Raw genomic sequence first — 22,421 nt, forward strand, 5'->3', positions numbered from 1 at the left:
GGTGAGAGCGGGCGCGGTCCTGGACACCCTTGGGGAAGGCTCTGTTCGAACAGCCGTCCCGCGCACCCCCGCCCGCCCCGCCCATGAAGGAGTGCCTTCCATGCGCCATGACCAGCCGTGGACCTACCACCGCGGAGAAGGGCTGCGCACGTTCGGAGTGGAGGAAGAACTGCTCCTCGTCGATCCCGAGACCGGGGTCCCGCAGCCGCTCTCCGGCCCCGTCACCGAGATCGCCGGCTGGCACGCCGACGTGCTGCGGCCCGCCGACCGGCTGGAGCCGGTGAAGCCCGAGCTGTTCTGCGAGATGCTGGAGATCGGCACCCGGCCCTGTGTCACCTCGGCCGAGCTCGACGAGCAGCTGCGGCAGGCCAGGATCGCGGCCGCGGCCGCCGCCAAGGAGGCGGGCGCGGCGGTGGCGGCGCTCGCGACCGCGCCGGTGCGGTTCGACCCTCGGCTCAACCCGGCCGAGCGGTACCGGCGCATCGAGGACCGGTTCGCCCGGCTCGTCGACGACAAGCTCACCTGCGCCTGTCACGTCCACGTCCACCTCACCTCGGCCGAGGAGGGCGTCGGCGTCCTCGACCGGATCCGGCCCTGGCTGGCCCCGCTGCTCGCGCTCAGCGCCAACTCGCCGTACTGGCAGGGCCGGGACACCGGCTACGCGAGCTGGCGCCACCAGCTCTGGTCGCGCTGGCCGATGGCCGGGCCGAGCGAGCTGTACGGCGACGTCGAGGCGTACGAGGAGACCACCCGGGCGATGCTGGCGAGCGAGGTGCTCGTCGACGACCACATGGTCTACTTCGACGCCCGGCTGTCCCGTAGCTACCCGACCGTGGAGGTCCGGGTCGGGGACGTCTGCCAGCACGTCGAGGACGGCGTGCTGCTCGCCGTCCTGGTCCGCGCTCTGGTGGAGACCGAAGCCAGGTCCTGGCGGGCCGGTCTGGAGGCCGACCCGGTACCGACCGCCGTGCTGCGCCTGGCAGCCTGGCGGGCCAGCCGGCACGGCCTCGGCGCCGAACTGCTGCACCCGCTGACCTGGCAGCCGGCCGCGGCGGCCGAGGTCCTGGAGGCCCTGCTCGACCACGTCGGCCCGGCCCTGGACGCCGCCGGCGACCGGGACCTGGCGGAGCGCGGCGTCGCGCAGCTGCTCGCCCGCGGCACCGGCGCCGACCTCCAGCGCGCCGCCCACGACGGCGACCCGGACCTGGCCGCGGTCGTCGCCGACGCCGTACGCCGAACGGTCCCGGCCTGACCGTGACGCCCCCCGACAGGGGGAGCCGCCGGGCCGGGAGCCGCCGGGCGGGGAGCCGCCGAGCCGGGGCCCGCCGAGCCGGGAGCCGCCGACCCGGGAGCCGCCAGGTGGGGAGCCGCCGGACGCCGGCCTCGTGAGCGGTGCCGCGCGGTGGGGCGCCGCCGGGCGAGGAGCCGCCGACCCGGGAGCCGCCAGGCGGGGAGCCGCCGAGCGAGGAGCCGCCGACCGGGGAGCCGCCGGACGCCGGCCTCGTGAGCGGTGCCGCGCGGTGGGGCGCCGACCCCGTGGCCGCCGCGCGGTGGGACGCCCGACCCGTGACCGCCGCACCCTGGGCCGCCCGCCCCGTGAACGCCGCGCGGTAGGGCGCCCGCCCGGCAGTGCTTCCCCGGCAGGGCGCCCCGGCGGCGCCCCACCGGTGCGTCAGGCCGCCGCGGTCACCGGGATCTCCGCCGGGGTGAGGGCGAGCTCCAGGACCTGGCGGACGTCCGTGACCGGGTGGACGTCCAGCTTCTCCAGGATCTCGGCCGGCACGTCGTCCAGGTCCGCCTCGTTCCGCTTGGGGATCACGACCGTCGTGATGCCCGCGCGGTGCGCCGCCAGGAGCTTCTGCTTCACGCCGCCGATCGGCAGGACCCGCCCGGTCAGGGAGACCTCGCCGGTCATCGCGACGTCCGTGCGGACCAGCCGGCCGGACAGCAGCGAGGCCAGGGCCGTGGTCATCGTGATGCCCGCGCTCGGACCGTCCTTCGGGACCGCGCCCGCCGGGAAGTGGATGTGCACGCCGCGGTCCTTGAGACCGGTGACGGGCAGCTCCAGTTCCGCGCCGTGCGAGCGGAGGAAGGACAGCGCGATCTGCGCGGACTCCTTCATCACGTCGCCCAGCTGACCGGTCAGGGTCAGCCCCGCCGCGCCCGTCTCCGGGTCGGCCAGGGACGCCTCGACGAAGAGGACGTCACCACCCGCTCCGGTCACCGCGAGTCCGGTGGCGACACCGGGCACGGACGTGCGGCGCTCGGCCGGGTCCTGGGCGGACTCGGGCACATGGTGCGGACGGCCGATCAGGGCGCGCAGGTCGTCCGGGCCGATGGTGAACGGCAGTTCCCGCTCGCCCAGTTCGTGCTGGGCCGCCACCTTCCGCAGCAGCCGGGCGATGGAGCGCTCCAGGGTGCGGACGCCCGCCTCCCGGGTGTACTCGCCGGCCAGCCTGCGCAGCGCCGCCTCCTCCAGGACGACCTCGTCCTTCTCCAGGCCGGCCCGCTCCAGCTGCCGGGGCAGCAGGTGGTCACGGGCGATGACGACCTTCTCGTCCTCGGTGTAGCCGTCGAGGCGGACCAGCTCCATGCGGTCGAGCAGGGCCTTGGGGATGGCTTCCAGGACGTTCGCCGTGGCGAGGAACACCACGTCGCTCAGGTCGAGTTCGACCTCCAGGTAGTGGTCACGGAAGGTGTGGTTCTGCGCCGGGTCGAGGACCTCCAGGAGCGCCGCCGCCGGGTCGCCGCGGAAGTCGGAGCCGACCTTGTCGATCTCGTCGAGCAGGACGACCGGGTTCATCGACCCGGCCTCCTTGATCGCGCGCACGATCCGGCCGGGCAGCGCGCCCACGTACGTGCGCCGGTGACCGCGGATCTCCGCCTCGTCGCGGACGCCGCCGAGGGCGACCCGGACGAACTTCCGCCCCATGGCGTGCGCGACGGACTCGCCGAGCGAGGTCTTGCCGACGCCGGGCGGGCCGACCAGGGCGAGCACGGCGCCGCCGCGCCGGCCGCCCACGACGCCGAGCCCGCGCTCGGCGCGCCGCTTGCGCACCGCCAGGTACTCGGTGATGCGCTCCTTCACGTCCTCGAGGCCCGCGTGCTCGGCGTCCAGGACGGCCTTCGCGCCCTGGATGTCGTACGCGTCCTCGGTCCGCTCGTTCCAGGGGAGTTCGAGGACGGTGTCCAGCCAGGTGCGGATCCAGGAGCCCTCGGGCGACTGGTCGCTGGAGCGCTCCAGCTTCCCGACCTCCTTGAGGGCCGCCTCGCGGACCTTCTCGGGCAGGTCGGCGGCGTCGACGCGGGCGCGGTAGTCGTCGGACTCGTCGCCCTCGCCCTCGCCGTTGAGCTCGCGCAGCTCCTTGCGGACGGCCTCCAGCTGGCGGCGCAGCAGGAACTCGCGCTGCTGCTTGTCGACGCCCTCCTGGACGTCCTTCGCGATGGTCTCGGCGACGTCCTGCTCGGCCAGGTGCTCGCGCAGCTGCGCGGTGGCGAGCCGGAGGCGGGCGACCGGGTCGGCGGTCTCCAGGAGCTCGACCTTCTGGTCCAGGGTCAGGAAGGGCGAGTAGCCGGAGTTGTCGGCGAGGGCGCCGACGCCCTCGATCTGCTGGACGCGGTCGACGACCTGCCAGGCCCCGCGCTTCTTCAGCCAGCTGGTGGCCAGCGCCTTGTACTCCTTGACCAGTTCGGTCACGGCGCCGGGCAGCGGGTCGGGCACGGTCTCCTCGACGGCGGTGCCCTCGACCCACAGGGCCGCGCCGGGCCCGGTCGTGCCCGCGCCGATGCGGACGCGGCCGCGGCCGCGGATGAGCGCGCCGGGGTCGCCGTCGGACAGCCGTCCGACCTGCTCGACGGTGCCGAGGACACCGGTCCCGGCGTAGGTGCCGTCCACCCGCGGCACGAGCAGCACGCGCGGCTTGCCCGCGGCGCCGCGCGCGGCGGCCTGCGCGGCCTCGACCGCGGCCCGCACGTCCGCGTCGGACAGGTCGAGCGGCACGACCATGCCGGGCAGCACCACCTCGTCGTCGAGCGGCAGCACAGGCAGAGTGAGCGGCGCGGACGCCATGGACTCAGAAGCCATGATCTCCCCTTCGGCAGTCAAGTTGAGCTGTACCGACTCAATGCAGGTGAGCCGCCGAATGTTCCCCACCCCATGTTCGCTCTGAGCGATCAGCCACCCACTGTCCCGTACAGGTGAACCCCGTGAGTTCCGAGTCAAGGTTGCGAGGGATGTCGCGCAGTCCACCCGGAAGTTGCGAAACGTCTGATCCGAAACGCCTTCAGCCGAAGGCGCCGTCGGCTCGGGCGACGAAGCGTTCGCAGCCGTCGTGCTCGAAGCGCACCCGTCCGTCGAACGGCGAGCCGGCGCGGGCGCACGCTCCCCAGTCCAGGCCCAGCTCGCCGCTCAGCGCGATCCAGAAGCGGCATCCGCCGCACTGCTCGTCGAACCACTCATCCCGGTATCCAGGGTCCCCGGTAGAGCGGTTGAGCAGCTGCAACCAGCGCTCGTGAACATCGCCCTCGCCTTCACCCTTGCCGTCCGCCCACAGCCCGCCCGGTTCCATCCGCTCCCCGTCTCCATCGAATTCGCAAGGCCAATCTGCACGGAGTCGGCGCCGAGTCGCCAGCCGATTCCCGCGAGCCGCAGAGCACCTGGCTCAGCGTGTCGCAGACATCACACGCAAAGGACACCCACAGCCCGCGAACAGGGTCTGTAATACCTCCATGGATATCTCAGCCATTACATCAGCCTGGGTGGCCGGCTGGACCGTCTCCCGCGGCACACCGCCCGCCGTCGTCGAGCCCTGGGGCTACCGCATCGACGTGGGGCTGCCCGGCCACGTCTTCCGCCACGTGCTGCCGCACCCGGACGAGGTGTCCGTGGGCAAGCTGTGCGCCGGCATCACCGAACCCGGCGCCTGGCTGAAGGTGATGGCGGCGCCCGAGGACGTGGCGCCCTGGATCACCGAGGGCTGGACGATCCCCGACGACCCCGGCTTCATGATGACCAAGCGGCTCGACCCCTCGGTCCGGCCCGCGCCGCCCGAGGGCTACGCGCGCACCACCGAGACCAGGGACGGCGTGATCCAGGTCCGGATCCTCGCGCCCGACGGGACCCTGGCCGCCGGCGGCCGGATCGCGCCGACCGGGCCGACCGCCGTCGCCGACCGGATCGAGACCGACCCGGCCCACCGCCGCCGCGGCCTCGGCGCGAACGTGATGCGCACCCTGGAGGCGGCAGCCGCGCAGGCGGGCGCGGAGACCGGGGTCCTCTCGGCCACCACCGACGGCATGGCCCTCTACGACGCGCTCGACTGGAGGTACCGGGGCCCGCTGACGGGGGTCGTCCGCACCGGTTGAGCCGTTCCGGCTGCGCGGACACCGGGTGAGCGGGCATGCTCGGGACCATGGAGTACGTGAAGCGGTACGGGACGGCGGCGGTGCTGGCCGCGGTCGTCGCCGTGACGGGCTGCGGCACGTCCCCGGCGGCCCCTCCCGACGACTCGGGCCTGAGCGTCCCCCCGACCCCCGGCACCCCGACCCCCGGCACGCCGACGCCCGGGACGGACCGGCCGGCGCCCCAGGAGGTGCTGGTCGAAGTCGTCGTCAACGGCGGCTTCGCCGGCGTCCGCAACAAGCTGGTCGTCCACTACGACGGCTCGTACGAGCTCCGCAAGGGCACCGGGAAGCCCACCTCGGGCCGGATGACCGAGGCCCAGGCCGCCGAGCTGCGCGCGGCCCTGGAGGACCCGGCGTACGCGAAGGTCCCGGACCGGCCCACCGGCTCGCCCGCGCCGGACGGCTTCGAGTACTCCGTCACCCACGCCCACCGGGTCGTCGTCACCCGCGACGGCGAGGACCGGCCGCCCGCGCTCGACCGGGTCTTCAGGGCGCTCCCGGGCGGCCACCCGCCGACCGCGCCCTGAACCCGCCCCGCCCCGCGATCCGGCTCGTCGACGGCTTGTCCCGCCGCCCGGGCGTGCTCAGGATGGCCGGGACGAACACGTACACATCGAGCCACGGAGTGAGCATGACCAGCCCCGTCACCCTCGACCGCCGCGAGGGCCCGTACGGAGAAGTCGTCCTGCGCCGACGGGACGCGCAGGACCGGACCCACTACGAGATCATCGCCAACGGCACCTTCCTCATGGACACCTCCGACGGGCGCTCGGAGCGGCTGCTCGTCGACGCCGCGATGGACGCGCTGCCCGAGCACCGGCGGCCCGGCGCCGCCGTCCTCGTCGGCGGACTCGGCGTCGGCTTCTCTCTCGCGCACGCCGCCGCCGACCCGCGCTGGGGACGGATCGCCGTCGCCGAGCGTGAGGAGGCGATCATCGACTGGCACCGGCAGGGTCCGCTCGCGGCCCTCTCGGGGCGCGCGCTCGCCGATCCGCGCACCGTGATCCTGCACACGGACCTGATGGACTACCTCCGCACCACCTCCGACCACTACGACGCGCTCTGCCTGGACATCGACAACGGGCCCGACTGGACGGTCACCGAGGACAACGAATCCCTGTACTCCGCCGAGGGTTTGGCCGCCTGCCGGGAGCGGCTGACCCCGGGCGGGATCCTCGCCGTGTGGTCCGCCCGGCCGTCCGCCGATTTCGAAGACTCGTTGCGGAATGCCGGATTCAGCGGGGTACGGACCGAAGAGGTGCCCGTTGCCCGGGGCGTACCGGACGCGGTCCACCTCGCCGTCCGTCCCGCCTGATCACCTGCGTAGCCTTGACGCCGCCGGTGCCTCTAGGCTGCTGCACCGACATCGGCGACGCGAGGCGGGGCAATGGAGCAGACACACACCACGAACCAGGGTGCGGCGACGACTCCGGGAGCCCAACGCCGTGTCCTGGTCGTCGAGGACGACGCCACCATCGTGGAGGCGATCTCCGCGCGACTGCGGGCGGAGGGCTTCCTCGTCCAGACCGCGACCGACGGCCCGGCGGCCGTGGACGCCGCCGAGGCGTGGCAGCCGGACCTGATGGTGCTCGACGTGATGCTGCCGGGCTTCGACGGTCTGGAGGTGTGCCGCCGGGTGCAGGCCCAGCGCCCCGTCCCGGTCCTGATGCTCACCGCCCGGGACGACGAGACGGACATGCTGGTCGGCCTCGGCGTCGGCGCCGACGACTACATGACGAAGCCGTTCTCGATGCGCGAGCTGGCCGCCCGGGTGCACGTGCTGCTGCGCCGGGTCGAGCGGGCCGCCCTCGCGGCGGTCACCCCGCGCAGCGGGATCCTGCGGCTCGGCGAGCTGGAGATCGACCACGCGCAGCGCCGGGTCCGGGTCAGGGCCGAGGACGTGCACCTGACGCCCACCGAGTTCGACCTGCTGGTCTGCCTGGCGAATACCCCGCGCGCGGTGCTCTCGCGCGAGCAGCTGCTGGCCGAGGTGTGGGACTGGGCGGACGCCTCCGGCACCCGGACCGTGGACAGCCACATCAAGGCCCTGCGCCGGAAGATCGGCGCGGAGCGGATCCGTACGGTCCACGGGGTCGGGTACGCGCTGGAGACCCCGGCGCCGTGAGCCGCCGGGGGCCGGACCCCGAGCGCCGCGGCAGGCGCCGGATCGTCATCTCGATCAAGACCAAGCTGGGCGCGCTGGTGGTCGGGGCGGTCCTGCTCACCTCGGGACTGGCGCTGGTGGCGATCCGGACCTCCACGGAGTTCCGCTACATCACGATCTTCGCGATGATCGCGACCCTGCTGATCACCCAGTTCGTGGCGCAGTCGCTGACGGCGCCGCTGGACGAGATGAACCACGTCGCCGGGTCGATCTCGCGCGGCGACTTCAGCCGGCGGGTGCGCGGCGCGGACCGCCGCGACGAGCTGGGCGACCTCGCCTCGACGATCAACCGCATGGCGGACGACCTGGAGGCGGTCGACCGGCACCGCAAGGAGCTGGTCGCCAACGTCTCGCACGAGCTGCGCACGCCCATCGCCGCGCTCCGCGCCGTTCTGGAGAACGTGGTGGACGGGGTCTCCGAGGCCGATCCGGAGACGATGCGGACGGCCCTGAAGCAGACCGAGCGGCTGGGCCGGCTCGTGGAGACCCTGCTCGACCTGTCACGGCTCGACAACGGTGTCGTCACGCTCAGGAAGCGCCGCTTCGAGGTCTGGCCGTACCTGTCCGGAGTGCTGCGCGAGGCCAATCTGGCCGCCACCCAGCGCGGCCTGCCCTCCACCTCGGGCCTGCACAACCGCACCGACGTCCATCTGCACCTGGACGTGTCGCCGCCGGAGCTGGTCGCGCACGCGGACGCGGAGCGGCTGCACCAGGTGATGGCCAACCTCATCGACAACGCCGTGAAGCACTCGCCGCCGCACGGGCGCGTGACGGTGCGGGCGCGGCGCGGGCTGTGCCCCGAGTCGCTGGTGATCGAGGTCGAGGACGAGGGCCCGGGCATCCCGGAGTCGGAACGGCACAAGGTCTTCGAGCGTTTCAACCGCGGCGCGGTCCCGGCCCAGCACGGCCCGGGCAGCGACGGGGGCACCGGTCTCGGCCTGGCCATCGCCCGCTGGGCGGTGGACCTCCACGGCGGCCACATCGGAGTGGCCGAATCCTCACGCGGCTGCCGGATCCAGCTCACCCTTCCGGGGAGCCTTCCGCCCCGACATTGACGTAGGGTTCGAACCGGAAGCTCTCGTTCTGCGTGTACGTGTACGACTGCTCGGACGAGCGCTCGTACCGGATACCCGTGGGATCCGGTCAGGGGTGCGGCTCACGGGGCCGCAGCCGCGGTTCCCCGTACCCTCACAGAACCGGAACCCCGCTTGTTTCCCGCCATTCATGGCACCGAAACACGTCGTCAAGTGTGACTTGCGCGACGTTGGAGCGCCCGGCCTGCACCTCCCGGCCGGGGAGGCGTAGCCTTTATTTCCGCTGTCCATCACCTTGCGAAGCGGAAGAGGGCGGTTGCCGCCGTGTCGTCTCAGTCCCCCAGTACCCCGAGCTCCCCGGCCGACCAAGACGGGCAGGGCATGAGCCCCGCGACCGCCTTCGGTGCCAATGAGTGGCTCGTCGACGAGATCTACCAGCAGTACCTCCAGGACCCGAATTCGGTCGATCGTGCCTGGTGGGACTTCTTCGCCGACTACAAGCCCGGCGCCTCCGAGAGCCCCGCGGCCCCGGCCGTCACCACGCCGAGCGCGCCCGCCGCGCCGCAGGCGGGCCCCGCACAGGCCGCGCCTGCCGCCACCGTGCCCGCCCCGGCCGCCCCGGCGCCCGCCGCCCCGGCTCCGGCTCCCGCCGCCCCGGCGAAGCCCGCCGCCGCTCCGGCGAAGCCGGCCGCGGCCCCCGCGGCCGAGGCGCCCGCCGGCCCCGAGCTCATCACCCTGCGCGGCCCGGCCGCCGCCGTGGCGAAGAACATGAACGCCTCGCTGGAGATGCCGACGGCCACGTCCGTCCGCGCCGTCCCGGTGAAGCTGCTCTTCGACAACCGGATCGTCATCAACAACCACCTGAAGCGCGCCCGGGGCGGGAAGATCTCCTTCACCCACCTCATCGGCTACGCGATGGTGCAGGCGATCAAGGCCATGCCGTCGATGAACTACTCCTTCGCGGAGAAGGACGGCAAGCCGACCCTGGTCAAGCCGGAGCACGTGAACTTCGGTCTCGCGATCGACCTGGTGAAGCCCAACGGCGACCGCCAGCTCGTCGTCGCCGGCATCAAGAAGGCCGAGACCCTGAACTTCTTCGAGTTCTGGCAGGCCTACGAGGACATCGTCAAGCGCGCCCGCGTCGGCAAGCTGACGATGGAGGACTTCACCGGCGTCACGGTCTCCCTGACCAACCCCGGCGGCCTCGGCACCGTCCACTCCGTGCCGCGTCTGATGCCCGGCCAGTCCGTCATCATGGGCGTCGGCTCCATGGACTACCCGGCCGAGTTCCAGGGCACCTCCCAGGACACCCTGAACAAGCTGGGCATCTCCAAGGTCATGACCCTGACCTCGACCTACGACCACCGGGTCATCCAGGGTGCCGCCTCCGGCGAGTTCCTGCGCATCGTCGCGGGCCTCCTCCTCGGCGATGACGGCTTCTACGACGACGTCTTCAAGTCGCTGCGCATCCCCTACGAGCCGGTCCGCTGGCTCAAGGACATCGACGCCTCGCACGACGACGACGTCACCAAGGCCGCGCGCGTCTTCGAGCTGATCCACTCCTACCGGGTCCGCGGCCACGTCATGGCCGACACCGACCCGCTGGAGTACAAGCAGCGCAAGCACCCCGACCTGGACATCACCGAGCACGGCCTCACCCTGTGGGACCTGGAGCGCGAGTTCGCGGTCGGCGGCTTCGCCGGCAAGTCGATGATGAAGCTCCGCGACATCCTCGGCGTGCTCCGCGACTCGTACTGCCGCACCACCGGCATCGAGTTCATGCACATCCAGGACCCGAAGCAGCGCAAGTGGATCCAGGACCGCGTGGAGCGCCCGCACGCCCGCGTGGAGCGCGAGGAGCAGCTGCGCATCCTGCGCCGCCTGAACTCCGCCGAGGCCTTCGAGACCTTCCTGCAGACCAAGTACGTCGGCCAGAAGCGCTTCTCGCTCGAGGGCGGCGAGTCGGTCATCCCGCTGCTCGACGCTGTCATCGACTCCGCCGCGGAGTCCCGCCTCGACGAGGTCGTCATCGGCATGGCCCACCGCGGCCGCCTCAACGTCCTCGCGAACATCGTCGGCAAGTCGTACGCGCAGATCTTCCGCGAGTTCGAGGGCAACCTCGACCCGAAGTCGATGCACGGCTCCGGCGACGTGAAGTACCACCTGGGCGCCGAGGGCACCTTCACCGGTCTCGACGGCGAGCAGATCAAGGTCTCCCTGGTCGCCAACCCGTCCCACCTGGAGGCGGTCGACCCGGTCCTCGAGGGTGTCGTCCGCGCCAAGCAGGACGTCATCAACAAGGGCGGCACGGACTTCACCGTCCTGCCGGTCGCCCTGCACGGTGACGCGGCCTTCGCGGGCCAGGGCGTCGTGGCCGAGACCCTGAACATGTCGCAGCTGCGCGGCTACCGCACCGGCGGCACGGTCCACATCGTCATCAACAACCAGGTCGGCTTCACCGCGGCCCCCGAGTCCTCGCGTTCCTCCATGTACGCGACGGACGTGGCCCGCATGATCGAGGCGCCGATCTTCCACGTGAACGGCGACGACCCGGAGGCCTGCGTCCGGGTGGCGCGGCTCGCCTTCGAGTTCCGCCAGACGTTCAACAAGGACGTCGTGATCGACCTCATCTGCTACCGCCGCCGCGGTCACAACGAGGGCGACAACCCGCAGTTCACCAACCCGCAGATGTACAACCTGATCGACAAGAAGCGTTCGGTGCGCAAGCTGTACACCGAGTCGCTCATCGGTCGCGGCGACATCACCCTGGAAGAGGCCGAGCAGGCCCTGCAGGACTTCCAGGGCCAGCTGGAGAAGGTCTTCGCGGAGGTCCGCGAGGCCACCTCGGCCCCGGCGCCGACCCAGGTCCCGGACGCCCGGCCCGAGTTCCCGGTCGCCGTCACCACCGCGGTCTCCCAGGAGGTCGTGAAGCGGATCGCCGAGTCGCAGGTCAACGTCCCCGACCGGGTCACGGTCCACCCGCGCCTGCTGCCCCAGCTGCAGCGCCGCGCGGCCTCGATCGACGACGGCACCATCGACTGGGGCTTCGGCGAGACCCTCGCCATCGGCTCGCTGCTCATGGAGGGCACCACGGTCCGCCTGTCGGGCCAGGACTCCCGCCGCGGCACCTTCGGCCAGCGTCACGCGGTGCTCGTGGACCAGGAGACCGGCGAGGACTACACCCCGCTGCTCTACCTGACCGAGGACCAGGCCCACTTCAACGTCTACGACTCGCTGCTCAGCGAGTACGCGGCGATGGGCTTCGAGTACGGCTACTCGCTGGCGCGCCCGGACTCCCTGGTCGTCTGGGAGGCCCAGTTCGGTGACTTCGTCAACGGCGCGCAGACCGTCGTCGACGAGTTCATCTCCTCGGCCGAGCAGAAGTGGGGCCAGACCTCCGGCGTCACCCTGCTCCTGCCGCACGGCTACGAGGGCCAGGGCCCGGACCACTCGTCCGCCCGCCCGGAGCGCTTCCTCCAGATGTGCGCCCAGGACAACATGACGGTCGCCATGCCGACGCTGCCGTCGAACTACTTCCACCTGCTGCGCTGGCAGGTCCACAACCCGCACCACAAGCCGCTCATCGTCTTCACCCCGAAGTCGATGCTGCGTCTGAAGGCCGCGGCCTCGAAGGTGGAGGAGTTCACCACCGGCGGCTTCCGCCCGGTGATCGGCGACAGCACGGTCGACCCGGCGAACGTCCGCAAGGTCGTCTTCTGCGCCGGCAAGGTCTACTACGACCTGGAGGCCGAGCGTCAGAAGCGCGGCGTGACGGACACCGCGATCATCCGTCTGGAGCGCCTGTACCCGCTGCCGGGTGCCGAGCTCCAGGCCGAGATCGCCAAGTACCCGAACGCGGCGAAGTACATCTGGGCCCAGGAGGAGCCGGCGAACCAGGGTGCCTGGCCGTTCATCGCGCTGAACCTGATCGACCACCTGGACCTGGCGGTCGGCGCGGACATCCCGGCGGGCGAGCGCCTGCGCCGGATCTCCCGCCCGCACTCCTCGTCCCCGGCGGTCGGCTCGGCCAAGCGTCACCAGGCCGAGCAGGCCCAGCTGGTGTCCGAGGTCTTCGACGCCTGATCCCGGACCCGGTCCGTACGACCGGAGGCCCGGCACCCCCCTCGGGGTGCCGGGCCTCCGGCGTGTCGGCTCCGCGCGCCGCGCCGGCCGGCCTCTCCGCACCGGGCGCCGCGCCGGCCGGCCGGTCCCGCTTCGGGTGCCGGCCGGCCGGGGCTCAGCCCAGGTTGGCCTCGAAGTCCCAGTACGGCCGGTTCCGCTGGCGTGCGGACAGGGTGTGCGGGTGCTGGGCGCCGAGCGTCCGGGTGAGGGTGAGCAGGGCGTCCTCCTCCAGCTTGCCCGCCTCCTCGTTCTCCCTGAGCCCGCGCAGGTCGGTCGCGAGGGCGACCTGGCAGGAGAGGGTGAGGGGGTGTTCGCCGCCGAGCACGTGCCGGGCCCGGCGCAGGGTCTCCCGGCTGAGTTCGGCGGCGTCGCCGACCCGGCCGTTGAAGTTGCGGGCGGCCGTGGTGTTGAGCGCGCAGCCCAGCACCCAGGGGTGGTCGGGGCCGAGGGAGGAGGTGAGTCCGGCGAGCGCGCCCTCCAGGATGGCGAGGGCGTCGGCCCGCTGTCCGGAGGCCTGGAGGACGAGGGCGGAGTTGGCGAAGACGCCGGTGGCGACCGGGTGGGCGGGACCGACGAGCGCGCGGTAGCCGGCCTCGGCCTCCTGGATGAGGTCCCGGGCGTGCGCGAGGTCGCCGTGCTCGCGCAGGTAGTTGGCGTAGTTGTTGATGGACGAGAGCGTGATGTAGTGCTCGCGCCCGTGCACCTGCTGCATCTGGTCGAGGAGGCTCTCGAAGGCGGCGCCGAGGTCCTGCTGGAAGCCGCCCTCCCGGCGGCGGCAGAGGGCCAGCTGGGCCCGGGCGTACAGGGTGTTCAGGTGCTGCGGGCCGAGCACCTGCGCGTGGAAGCGGACGTTGTTCTCCTGGCGGGCCAGCGCCTCCCGGTAGTTGCCGAGGAGCCGGAGGTCCTGGGCGACGGCGTTGCTGACGCTGAGGGTGTGCGAGTGCCGGGCGCCGAGGGCGTTCTCGCTGCGGGCGAGGGAGGCGACGTCGTGCTCGTACGCCTCCTTGTAGCGGCCCAGCATGCGCAGCATGACGCCGAGGTTGTGCCCGGCGACGAGGGTGAGGAACTCGTTGTCCCCGAGGAGGCGCCGGGCCTCGTCGAAGGCCTCGCGCTGGATCCGCTCGGACTCCTGGTACTGGCCGAGGAAGCGCAGGTCGCTGGCGATGGAGACGGCCGAGCGCAGCGAGCCGAGTTCGTCGCGGGCGGCGGCCTCGTCGAGGCGGGCGCGCAGGGCGAGGTCGAGTTCGTACGCCTCGCGGAAGCGGCCGAACGCCCGCAGGATGTAGCACTCCTGGGTGGTGAGCTCCTGCATCTCGGCGCTGACCGGGTCCATGAAGGCGGACCAGTGCTCGCGGATCCGCTCGGCGAGCCGGATGCCGGCCCGGAACTCGGCGCTGCGGAAGCAGTAGCGCAGACAGTTGAGGACGGCGGTCTGCACGCGCGGGTTGCGGCTGGCGAGGGCGCCGGACGGCTCCAGGTGCGGGAGGAGTTCGGCGTAGCGGGGCCAGTGGCGGCTGTCCATGGGGTTGCCGGGGTCGGCCTCGGCGAGCAGGGTGCGGACCGCCTTGCGGTGGGCGGCGCGGTGTTCGCCGTCGGTGAGCCGGGCGACGATGTCGTGGACGAGCCGGTGCATGTGCACGGACTCCTGGTGCGGGCCCGTCTCGACGCCGGCGACGGGGCCGCGGGACTCGCGGCTGAGCACCGAGTAGTTGACCAGGGTGTCGAGGGCGCGGTTCCAGGCGGGCAGGTCGGTCGTCATCCAGCGCAGGTCCTCGGGCAGTTCGGCCTGCGGGTAGGCGCGGACGATGCCGAGGGGGATGCGGCCGGGGGCGAAGGAGGCGCACAGGCTGAGTACGTCGATGGCCTGCGGCTGGGCGCGCCGGAGCCGGTTGATCAGTATCGACCAGGAGGTGAGGGAGGCGTTGGGGAAGCCGTCGCCGACCCGCTCGTCCACGGTGGACAGGCGTCCGTCGCGGACCATCCGCAGGTAGTCGGCGACCTCCATGCCGGACTCGCCGAGCCAGGCGGCGGCCTGGACGAGCGGCAGCGGCACGTCGCCGAACTCGGCGGCGACCTCGTCGGCCTCGGGCGCGGTGATGTGCGGGGCGCGCCGCATCAGGTAGGCGGTGGACTCGGCCCGGTCGAAGCCGGGCACGTCGAGGATGTCGGTGTGCTCGGCCCAGGCGCGGTTGCGGGAGGTGACAAGCACGTGGCCGGGGCCCTGTGGCAGCATCACGCCCGCGCCGTCGGTGTCGTCCCAGCCGTCGAAGACGACGAGCCAGCGGGCGTGCGGGTCGCCGCGGCGCAGGGCCTCGCGGACGGCGCGGATGCGTTCGCCGGGCTCGTTGCCGCTGGGCAGGCGCAGGACGGCGGCGAGTTCGCCGAAGCGGTCGCGCTGGACGTTGCGGTCGTCGGAGCTGACCCACCAGACGACGTCGTAGTCGGGGCTGAAGCGGTGGGCGTACTCGGCGGCGATCTGGGTCTTGCCGATGCCGGACATGCCGAGGAGCGTGCAGGCGGCCTTGCCGCGCTCGGCGTCCATGAGCCGTTCCTGGAGCTCGGTGAGGAGGTCGTCGCGGCCGGTGAAGCGGGGGTTGCGGCGCGGGACCTCTCCCCAGATCTCGGGCGGTGTCTCCGGGTAGCGCACGAGGGACCCGGGTGTGAGGCGGCGGCCGGCCTGGCGACGGGGTTCGATGCCGAGCCGGTTCAGCAGGCGTGCCTCGGCCTCCTCCTCGCCGACGCCCCAGAGGCTGACCGGTTCGAGGACGGCGGTGGCGGGCAGGAGGGTGCGGTTGGTCAGGTTGACGGCCGCGAAGCGTTCGGCGCGTTCGAGGACGAAGCCGCGGAGGACCTCGTTCCATTCGCCGGTGGGGCGGGGGCCGAGCTGGAAGAACCAGTCGTCGAGGACGAGCAGCACGGTGCCGCGGGCGAGCAGCAGGTCGCCGAGGGAGTCGACGAGGGGCGTCTCGCGCGGCGGGTCCCAGCGCTGGAGGGTGGCGCGTACGCCGTGGGCCTCGAGCCGCTGGTTGATCCAGGTCGCCCAGGGGCGGTGGTAGCCGGGGAAGACCACGAGGACGTGTTCCGGCGCGGCTCTTCCGCCGTGATCCGCCGCCGCACCGCCGCCCGACCGCTGTTCCGCCATCCGATTCTCCCGTCCCGCTCCCGCGCAACGCAGTGTCATGTGCCGTGGGCACAGTGTGACCCAGTCGCCCCCGGCGCCGCTCCCAGGCTCGCGTGGTGCCTGCCCATCTGTCGGGCGAACTTCCGCCCCTCACTGGTCAGTTCATCAGATTCAAGCAGGATCGCCAGACCCTCGCCCACCTGATCGTAGATACGGTCGAACTGCTGTCCGGCCCGGATCCGCCAGGCCGCCGGGACGCCCTCGGCGACGGCGGCGCGGCGCCACAGGTCGGTCAGCGCCAGATGCGCGTAGGTCCCGTGCATCACCCCGGGGATGGGCCGCGGGTCGGCGCGCCAGCCGACCCGGTGCACGGCGGCCCGGCCGGGCCGGTAGAGCGGGACCAGCTCGTGCAGCGTGGCCATCTTGCTGTGGTGCAGCTCGTGGACCAGGGTCTCGGCCATGTCCTCGGCCCCGGCCGGCAGCGAGGTGAGGACGGCGCCGGGCGCGGCGCTCATCGTGGCCCCGAAGGCGCCCGGACCCCGTGCCACCAGCGGCACGAGCGCACGCACCGCGCGGCGCACCTCGCCGGCCCGGTCCGGGTCCGTACGGTGCAGCAGGTCGAGCCCGGACTCCCAGCGGGCGGACCAGGCGGCGCGGTCGGTCGTGCCGTGGTCCTCCGCGCCGCGGGGCGGCGAGCCGATGCCGCCGGCCGGCACGCGGTACGGGTCCATGTCGTCGAGCCGGGCGGCGGAACCGCTCAGCACGTGCAGGCCGCTCCAGCCGGGACCGCGGCCGGCCAGGGCGCCGGTCCGCGGGTCGGTGAGCAGCAGGACGACGGGCGGGGCGTGCCCGGGGACGTCGGGGCGGACCCGCCCGGTCCGGGAATCCGACCTGATCCGCACCCGGGACGCGCCGGCCCGCAGCCGCCCGACGCCGGGCAGCGCGAGGAGGCCGCCCGGAGCGTCGACGGTCGTGTTCACGGGGCAGCCGGACCGCAGGGCGGCGGTGACGGCGAGGACGTCGAGGCGGGCGAGATGGCGGTCGAGGGCCGGCCCGACCGGTTCGGCCAGGGCGGCGGCGAGCCAGCCGCCGGTCGTCGGGTAGTCGAGCAGGTCACGGACGACGTCGGGACGGCGCCGCTCGGCCCGTTCGAGCAGCTGCCAGGCGGCGCCGAAGCGGCGGTACGCGGCGCCGTCGACGCCGTCCCGGTGCCGCTGGACGCGGACGAGCAGGGCCTTGAGCAGCAGCAGACGCCGGGCGTGCAGGGCGGAGCTCAGCAGGGCCGCGCTGCTGACCGCGGAGCGCGTACGGGCCAGCTCGGTGAGGGCCTCGGCGTGGGGCCCGGCGAAGGTCACGACCACCTCACCACCCGGCCCCGCGGCCGGCGCGCCCCAGGGAGCGTCTCGGCCCGGTCGGGCCGCCGCGCGGCCGCGTCCGGCGGCCGGCGCGCGTCTCTGGCCGGAAACCGACGCCGTCGACGGGCCCAGCGGTCAGTGGGCGACGCGGTTCCCGTCGTCCTCGGTGAGGGCGCCCTCAGGCCAGGCGTCGGCCAGTTCACCGGGCTGCCACAGCAGTCGCTCGACGGCCGCGACGAGTTCGGGATCCTCCATGAAACGCAGCGTCCGCAGGTCGACGGCCGTGAGATCGGGCAGGTGCGGTGGGCGGGCCTCCTCCCGGTCGACATCGGCCACCCACTCCATGTGCTCCAACACTCTCGGCTCCTCCTCACCGGCGCGTGTCCCCCACGGTCGTAGCGGCGGAGCGGTTCTTCCCGACGCCGCAAAGTGAGAAACGTGTTCGACTCAACTGCGCCCATGCGCGCCCCCGTTATCCAGCCGTTCCGGTTCGGGCCTCAGCCGTCCGTGCCCTCCCAGGCCCACCACGGCGGTGCGATCCGGCGCCGTTCCTCGCGGGAGAGGCGGTCGGGAGGCGGGAGGGAACCGCTGCCGGTCTCCGCGAGGAGCGCTCTGGTGCGTTCCACGTCGTCCCAGTCGACGTCCACCAGGGCCGCGTCGAGCCCGCGCCAGCGGCCCAGGGCGGACCGCAGGACGGCCGCGGCCCGTCCCGCGCTCCCCATCAGGAACAGCACCGCCCCCTGCGCGTGCAGCGCCCGCGCCAGCGTGACGGTGCCGGGATCGTCGCCGTGGGCGGCGCGGGTGTCGTCGGCGGCGCGCTGGTAGGCGGTCAGGGCGTCGACGAGCGGGCCGTCGCGGGCGACCTCGCTCAACTGGAGCCGCACCCAGCCCAGCTGCAGCCACACCTCGGCGCGCTCGCCGGGTTCACGGGCGGTGCGCAGGGCCTCGTCGAGGAGGTGGCGGCTCTCGAAGAGGTCGGGCAGGAACCCGGCCCGGTCGAAGCGCAGCGCGAGCACGCTGCCGATGAGGATCCGGGCCCGGGACCGGGCACCGTCCCGCGCGGGCAGGCAGGTCAGGGCCTCGCGAAGGACGGATTCGGCGCGGTCGACGGGGGCGGTGCCGGTGCCGGCGGCGGCCCGGCGCAGCAGTGACTCGCCCCAGGTCAGCAGGAGCCGGCCGCGCTGCTCGCCCTCGGGCGGGGTGAGCAGCGTGGCGCTCTCGTACGCCTCGTCGGCGGCCGGGCCGTCGCCGGTGCTGTCGTACAGCCGGGCCCGCGCCGTGGTCCAGCGCAGCCGCAGCGCGACGGAGTCGCCGAGCAGGGGTGCGGCCCGGTCGAGGGCGTCGGCCACGGACGCGGGGCCGGAGCCGGCGAGCCGATGGGCGTCAGCGAGGTCGAGCAGCACCGGGCCGCTCTCCTCCGTGGCCAGGGCCTCGGTGAACGCGGTCGCCGCGGCGGCGCCTTCGCCACGGGCGAGCAGCAGCCGCCCGCGCCGTACGAGCAGGGCGTGACGGTGGCCCTCGGGCCAGTCCGCCGGGTCGCCGGCCAGCGCGGCGAGGGCCGCGTCGAGCATGCGGCCGTCGCCGCCGAGTCGCCACAGGGCGTGCTGGGCGGCGGCCTGTTCGAGCCGGGCCTCGGCCCGGTCGGTGCCGTCCGGGCCGGCGAGCTCCGCCGCCCGCACGAGCTCGGTCACGGCCCGTTCGAGCAGCTCCCGGCGCTGTCCTCGGTCCCGTACGGCGGCGGTGCCGGCCTGCGCGTGGAGGACCTGGCCGAGGACCAGCCGGGCGGCGGCGATCTCGGCGGGGCTGCCCGGCGGCCCGTCGGCGGCGAGCGCGTTCTCGACGAGTGCGCGGGCGGAGTCGAGGAGCGAGGGGTCGGACTGGGCGCGCCACTGGTCGAGCAGCCGGCGGGCGGCGGCGAGCGGTTCGGGGGTGACGAGGTCGGGGTGGTAGAAGCGCAGCACGCGCGCGGGGATGCGGGCGAAGAGCTCGGAGGCGGCGCCGGCCGGCTCCTCGTCCTCCTCCACCGGCCCGTGCGCGCGCGTGCCCGGCGCGCGCGTCTCCTCCTCGTCGGTGCCGTGTCCGGCGAGCCGGGCGGCGGCGAGCGCCGGGAAGTTGCGCATGCCCTGGCCGAAGTGGCGCTCGACGAACTCGGAGCAGTGCTTGAGCACGAGGGCGGCGGCGCTGCGGTCGAGCGAGCCGAGGAGGTGTTCCTGCACGGCCGGCGGATAGCTGAAGCAGGGGTACGGGGTGGGCTCGGGCAGTCGCCACAGGAGGCCGCTGAGCAGCACCTCGGCGAGCTCCATGGGGCCGGTGTCGGGGAGCATGGCGCGCTGGACGAGCTGCATCACGGGCAGGGCGAGCGGGGCGGCGGCGAGGTGGACGGCGAGCCGCACCGCTCCGGGGGAGGCTCCGGCGCGGAAGGCGCGCAGCAGTTCCTCGTCCTCGCGCCGGAGCGCCCGCCCGGGCCCCGCTACGGCGCCGGCCTCGGGACGCGCTTCGGATGCGGCTCCGGCTCGGGCATCGGATCCGGGCCCGGCTGCGGCTCCGGCTGCGGCTCCGGCTCCGGCTCCGGCTCCGGCTCCGGCGGATGTCGGAGGGGTGGTCGTGGCGGCGGCCGCGGCGGCCCAGGCTGACGGGATGGCCGGGGTCGCCGCGGTGGCCGGGGTGGCCGGGGTGGTGCCGACGGACGTGGTGCCCGTGGCGGGCCCGATGCGCGCGGCCCAGCCGCGTACCGCTCCGCCGCCGTGGCCGGTGAGCAGCCGGGCCCAGGAGGCGAAGGCCTCCGGGGTCGGGGTGAGCACGGGCACGGCCCGCAGGCCGGCGGCGACGGGCTCCCAGGCCTGCTCGTCGGGTTCGAAGCGGACGTGGCCGCCGGGCGTCGCGGGCCGCACCAGGGTGCCGGGTTCGACGGACAGCCCGGTGCGCTGCCACAGCCGGGGCGGCAGCGGCTGGACGAGGGCGATCGGGGAGTGCCGCGGCCACTGGTGGATCAGCCGCTGGGCGGCGCCGCGCCGCCAGAGCGGGCCGACGCAGTCGCTGACGACGAGGGTGAGGCGACGGCCGGTGGGCTCGTGGAGCTGGTCGCCGGGCCGGAGCCGGGGCCGGCCGTCGGGCCCGGAGGTGGTGGTGACGAGCGGCGGGCCCTCGCCGGTGTCGTGGAGGCGGTGGACCTGGACGTCCCGGAAGGCGCCGGACTGCTGGCAGGCCTGGCGCAGTTCCTCCACCATGCGGGCCCACACGACCATCGCCGGGCCGGCGTCCATGAGGAGCTGGATGTCCGGGCGCTGGCCGGCGGCGGGGCGCAGGACGGGGGTGAGGATGCCGGAGGCGGCGCTGTGTTCGGCGGTCGCCTCCTCGTCGAGGCGCTCCTCGCCGGGCCGGGCGGGGAGGTGGGAGGCGTAGTGGCGCAGCGGTCGGAGCGCCTTCTGCAGCCCGAGGAGCCCGGGCAGGGCGTTGGCGCCGGGCGCGCGGACGGGCAGGGCGGCGCCCGGCAGGCCGCGCACGCCCCCGGTTCCGGGCGGCCGGCCGCCACGGGGGCCGGCGGTTCCGCCGCCGCGGGGCGGCGGCATGAGGAGGTCGACGGTCTCGCCCGGGCGGGCCGGCGATGCGGGGGTGTCGGGTGGGGTCGGCGGTGCCGCGGTGGCGGGTGTGCCGGTGGCCGGATCTCGACGGTCCGCACCGGCCCCGGAGGCGCCCGCTGTTCCCGTGGGGCGGCCGGCGCGGAGCGGATCCCGCGCAAGGTCCGCGTCGGCGTCTCCGCCCGGGATCCGGTGCGGATCTCCGCCCTCCCCCGGTCCTCCTCCGGAGCCGTCCGCTCCGGCACGCGGCAGCCACTGGGCGAGCCAGACGGCGTCCGCGAGCTCCTCGGCCGTCGGGTCCTGCCCGCCGGCCCGGAGTCTGCGGGTGAGCTCTTCCAGATGCATCCGGTGCATCCGGCCATCACCTCGGCTGATCGAGCGGCTGCATGAGCATGTCCGCGATGCGGTCCCGGGTCACCCGCTCGGCGCGCGGGGCGTGCTGGGTCAGGTAGAGCGCGTTGAGGAGCTGGTCGGTGGCGATGACCTCGCCGGGCTCCCGGTCGAGAAACCGGGCGACGAGACCGGGTTCGGACGCCGCGGCGTCCGCGCCGAGATGGGCCTCGATCATGGCGTTCAGCTGTTCCTCGCCGGGCGGCTCCAGCTCGAGCCGGATGCAGCGCCGCAACAGGGCCGCGGGGAAGTCCCGTTCGCCGTTGGAGGTGAGCACGATGAACGGGAAGGTGGTGCAGCGGATCCGCCCGCCGCGTACCGGAACCTTGCGGCCGTCGTCGGTGAGGACCTCCACGACCGGCTCGCGGTCGGCGAGCCGTTCCAGCTCGGGGATCGCGAACTCGCCTTCCTCCAGGGCGTTCAGCAGGTCGTTGGGCAGGTCGAGGTCGCTCTTGTCGAGCTCGTCGATGAGCAGGACACGGGGAAGCTCGGAGGGGAGCAGCGCGGTGCCGAGCGGTCCGAGCCTGAGGTACGAGCCGATGCCGGCCGGGCTCGCGGCGCCACCCTGGGCGTCGGCGCGGGCGCGCTCCAGCTGCACGTCCTGGAGGCGGCCGATGGCGTCGTAGCGGTAGAGCCCGTCCTGGAGCGTCGAGCGGCTGACGATGGGCCAGCGCAGCACCCGGCCGAGGCCCAGCTCGTGGGCGACGGCATGGGCGAGGGTGGACTTGCCGGTGCCGGGGTTGCCGGTGACGAGGAGGGGGCGGCGCAGGTAGAGCGCGGCGTTCACCGCGTCCGTCTCCGCGGGCCTGGGGTGGTGGTTCTGCACCAGCCTGCGGCGCACGCCGAGCCGCCGGTCGGAGCCGGCGAGGGTGTCGTCGGCGCCACCGGCGGAGAAGTCGCGCCAGGGCGGCGGCGGGGGAAGCCGCCGTATCTCCTCGTGCGGATGGCCGGCCCCACGGTAGATCCGCCAATCGTTCACGCCTGACTCCTCCTGGCTGTGATCCCTGTGCCGGCCCCGACGAAGGTACCGCCCGACGCCCCGCCCTGCCGACTCCCAAACCGGCCCGTTTGCCCACGAGTCGACGGCCCGCCGCACCGCGAGGCCCCGACCGCCGGACGCGGCGAGCGAGCCGACCGCCACGCGGGCGGGGGCTCGGTGCGCGGCCCGGGCGGGAGCACGTAGCGCGGCGCGGGCGGGAGTCCGTGGCGCGGCTCGGGCGGGCGCTCGGTGCGCGGCGCGGCCGGGCGCTCGGT

Annotated in this window: 14 protein-coding genes; 7 read left to right on the forward strand and 7 right to left on the reverse strand. The window is 73.9% G+C overall.

All coding sequences use genetic code 11. The features are described from left to right. Window positions 1-100: 100 nt before the first annotated feature. Complete coding sequence (locus ESG85_RS11305) at window positions 101-1,252, forward strand: carboxylate-amine ligase (RefSeq protein WP_128978100.1); 1,152 nt, start codon at window positions 101-103, stop codon at window positions 1,250-1,252. Window positions 1,253-1,672: 420 nt separating this feature from the next. Here the strand turns inward: ESG85_RS11305 and lon are convergent, their stop codons facing one another. After that, window positions 1,673-4,084 carry an endopeptidase La gene (gene lon / locus ESG85_RS11315; protein ID WP_128978102.1) on the reverse strand — a complete coding sequence of 804 codons (2,412 nt, stop codon included), beginning with the start codon at window positions 4,082-4,084 and terminating at the stop codon, window positions 1,673-1,675. Between the two features lie 199 nt (window positions 4,085-4,283). After that, entirely contained in the window at window positions 4,284-4,568 is a 285-nt protein-coding gene (locus tag ESG85_RS11320) for a DUF3027 domain-containing protein (RefSeq protein ID WP_128978104.1), read from the reverse strand. A 160-nt stretch (window positions 4,569-4,728) separates the two neighbouring features. Here ESG85_RS11320 and ESG85_RS11325 point away from each other — a divergent pair, with 160 nt between their 5' ends. The 6 genes from ESG85_RS11325 (at window position 4,729) to ESG85_RS11355 (ending at window position 12,684) form a co-directional block, all read left to right on the forward strand. Next, window positions 4,729-5,364, forward strand: a complete 636-nt coding sequence (locus ESG85_RS11325) for a GNAT family N-acetyltransferase (protein WP_128978106.1) — start codon at window positions 4,729-4,731, stop codon at window positions 5,362-5,364. A 47-nt stretch (window positions 5,365-5,411) separates the two neighbouring features. Further along, window positions 5,412-5,930, forward strand: coding sequence for a hypothetical protein (locus ESG85_RS11330; RefSeq protein WP_128978108.1), 519 nt, complete (start codon window positions 5,412-5,414; stop codon window positions 5,928-5,930). Between the two features lie 104 nt (window positions 5,931-6,034). Next, on the forward strand, window positions 6,035-6,718 hold the full coding sequence (locus ESG85_RS11335; protein WP_128978110.1) for a spermidine synthase family protein: 684 nt from the start codon (window positions 6,035-6,037) through the stop codon (window positions 6,716-6,718). A gap of 72 nt (window positions 6,719-6,790) precedes the next feature. Beyond that, entirely contained in the window at window positions 6,791-7,528 is a 738-nt protein-coding gene (locus ESG85_RS11340; protein WP_128978112.1) for a response regulator transcription factor, read from the forward strand. Further along, on the forward strand, window positions 7,525-8,622 hold the full coding sequence (locus tag ESG85_RS11345; protein ID WP_181019011.1) for a HAMP domain-containing sensor histidine kinase: 1,098 nt from the start codon (window positions 7,525-7,527) through the stop codon (window positions 8,620-8,622). The genes ESG85_RS11340 and ESG85_RS11345 overlap by 4 nt, the downstream gene beginning before the upstream one ends. Window positions 8,623-8,925: 303 nt before the next feature. Then, window positions 8,926-12,684: a multifunctional oxoglutarate decarboxylase/oxoglutarate dehydrogenase thiamine pyrophosphate-binding subunit/dihydrolipoyllysine-residue succinyltransferase subunit gene (locus ESG85_RS11355; RefSeq protein ID WP_128978116.1), complete on the forward strand. Its 3,759-nt coding sequence runs from the start codon at window positions 8,926-8,928 to the stop codon at window positions 12,682-12,684. Between the two features lie 154 nt (window positions 12,685-12,838). Here ESG85_RS11355 and fxsT read toward each other — a convergent pair whose 3' ends face one another. The 5 genes from fxsT to ESG85_RS11380 form a co-directional block, all read right to left on the reverse strand. Next, window positions 12,839-15,865, reverse strand: coding sequence for an FxSxx-COOH system tetratricopeptide repeat protein (fxsT, locus tag ESG85_RS11360; protein ID WP_128978118.1), 3,027 nt, complete (start codon window positions 15,863-15,865; stop codon window positions 12,839-12,841). Window positions 15,866-15,900: 35 nt separating this feature from the next. After that, window positions 15,901-17,199 carry an aKG-HExxH-type peptide beta-hydroxylase gene (locus tag ESG85_RS36575; protein WP_164986220.1) on the reverse strand — a complete coding sequence of 433 codons (1,299 nt, stop codon included), beginning with the start codon at window positions 17,197-17,199 and terminating at the stop codon, window positions 15,901-15,903. Between the two features lie 135 nt (window positions 17,200-17,334). Then, window positions 17,335-17,556, reverse strand: coding sequence for a hypothetical protein (locus tag ESG85_RS11370; RefSeq protein WP_128978122.1), 222 nt, complete (start codon window positions 17,554-17,556; stop codon window positions 17,335-17,337). Window positions 17,557-17,696: 140 nt separating this feature from the next. Then, entirely contained in the window at window positions 17,697-21,131 is a 3,435-nt protein-coding gene (locus tag ESG85_RS11375; RefSeq protein ID WP_128978124.1) for an SAV_2336 N-terminal domain-related protein, read from the reverse strand. Window positions 21,132-21,138: 7 nt separating this feature from the next. Beyond that, window positions 21,139-22,146, reverse strand: a complete 1,008-nt coding sequence (locus tag ESG85_RS11380; RefSeq protein ID WP_128978126.1) for an AAA family ATPase — start codon at window positions 22,144-22,146, stop codon at window positions 21,139-21,141. Window positions 22,147-22,421: the final 275 nt, after the last annotated feature.

The sequence above is a fragment of the Streptomyces roseicoloratus genome, from assembly GCF_004117935.1.
In the GTDB taxonomy this organism is placed as follows: Bacteria; Actinomycetota; Actinomycetes; order Streptomycetales; family Streptomycetaceae; genus Streptomyces; species Streptomyces roseicoloratus.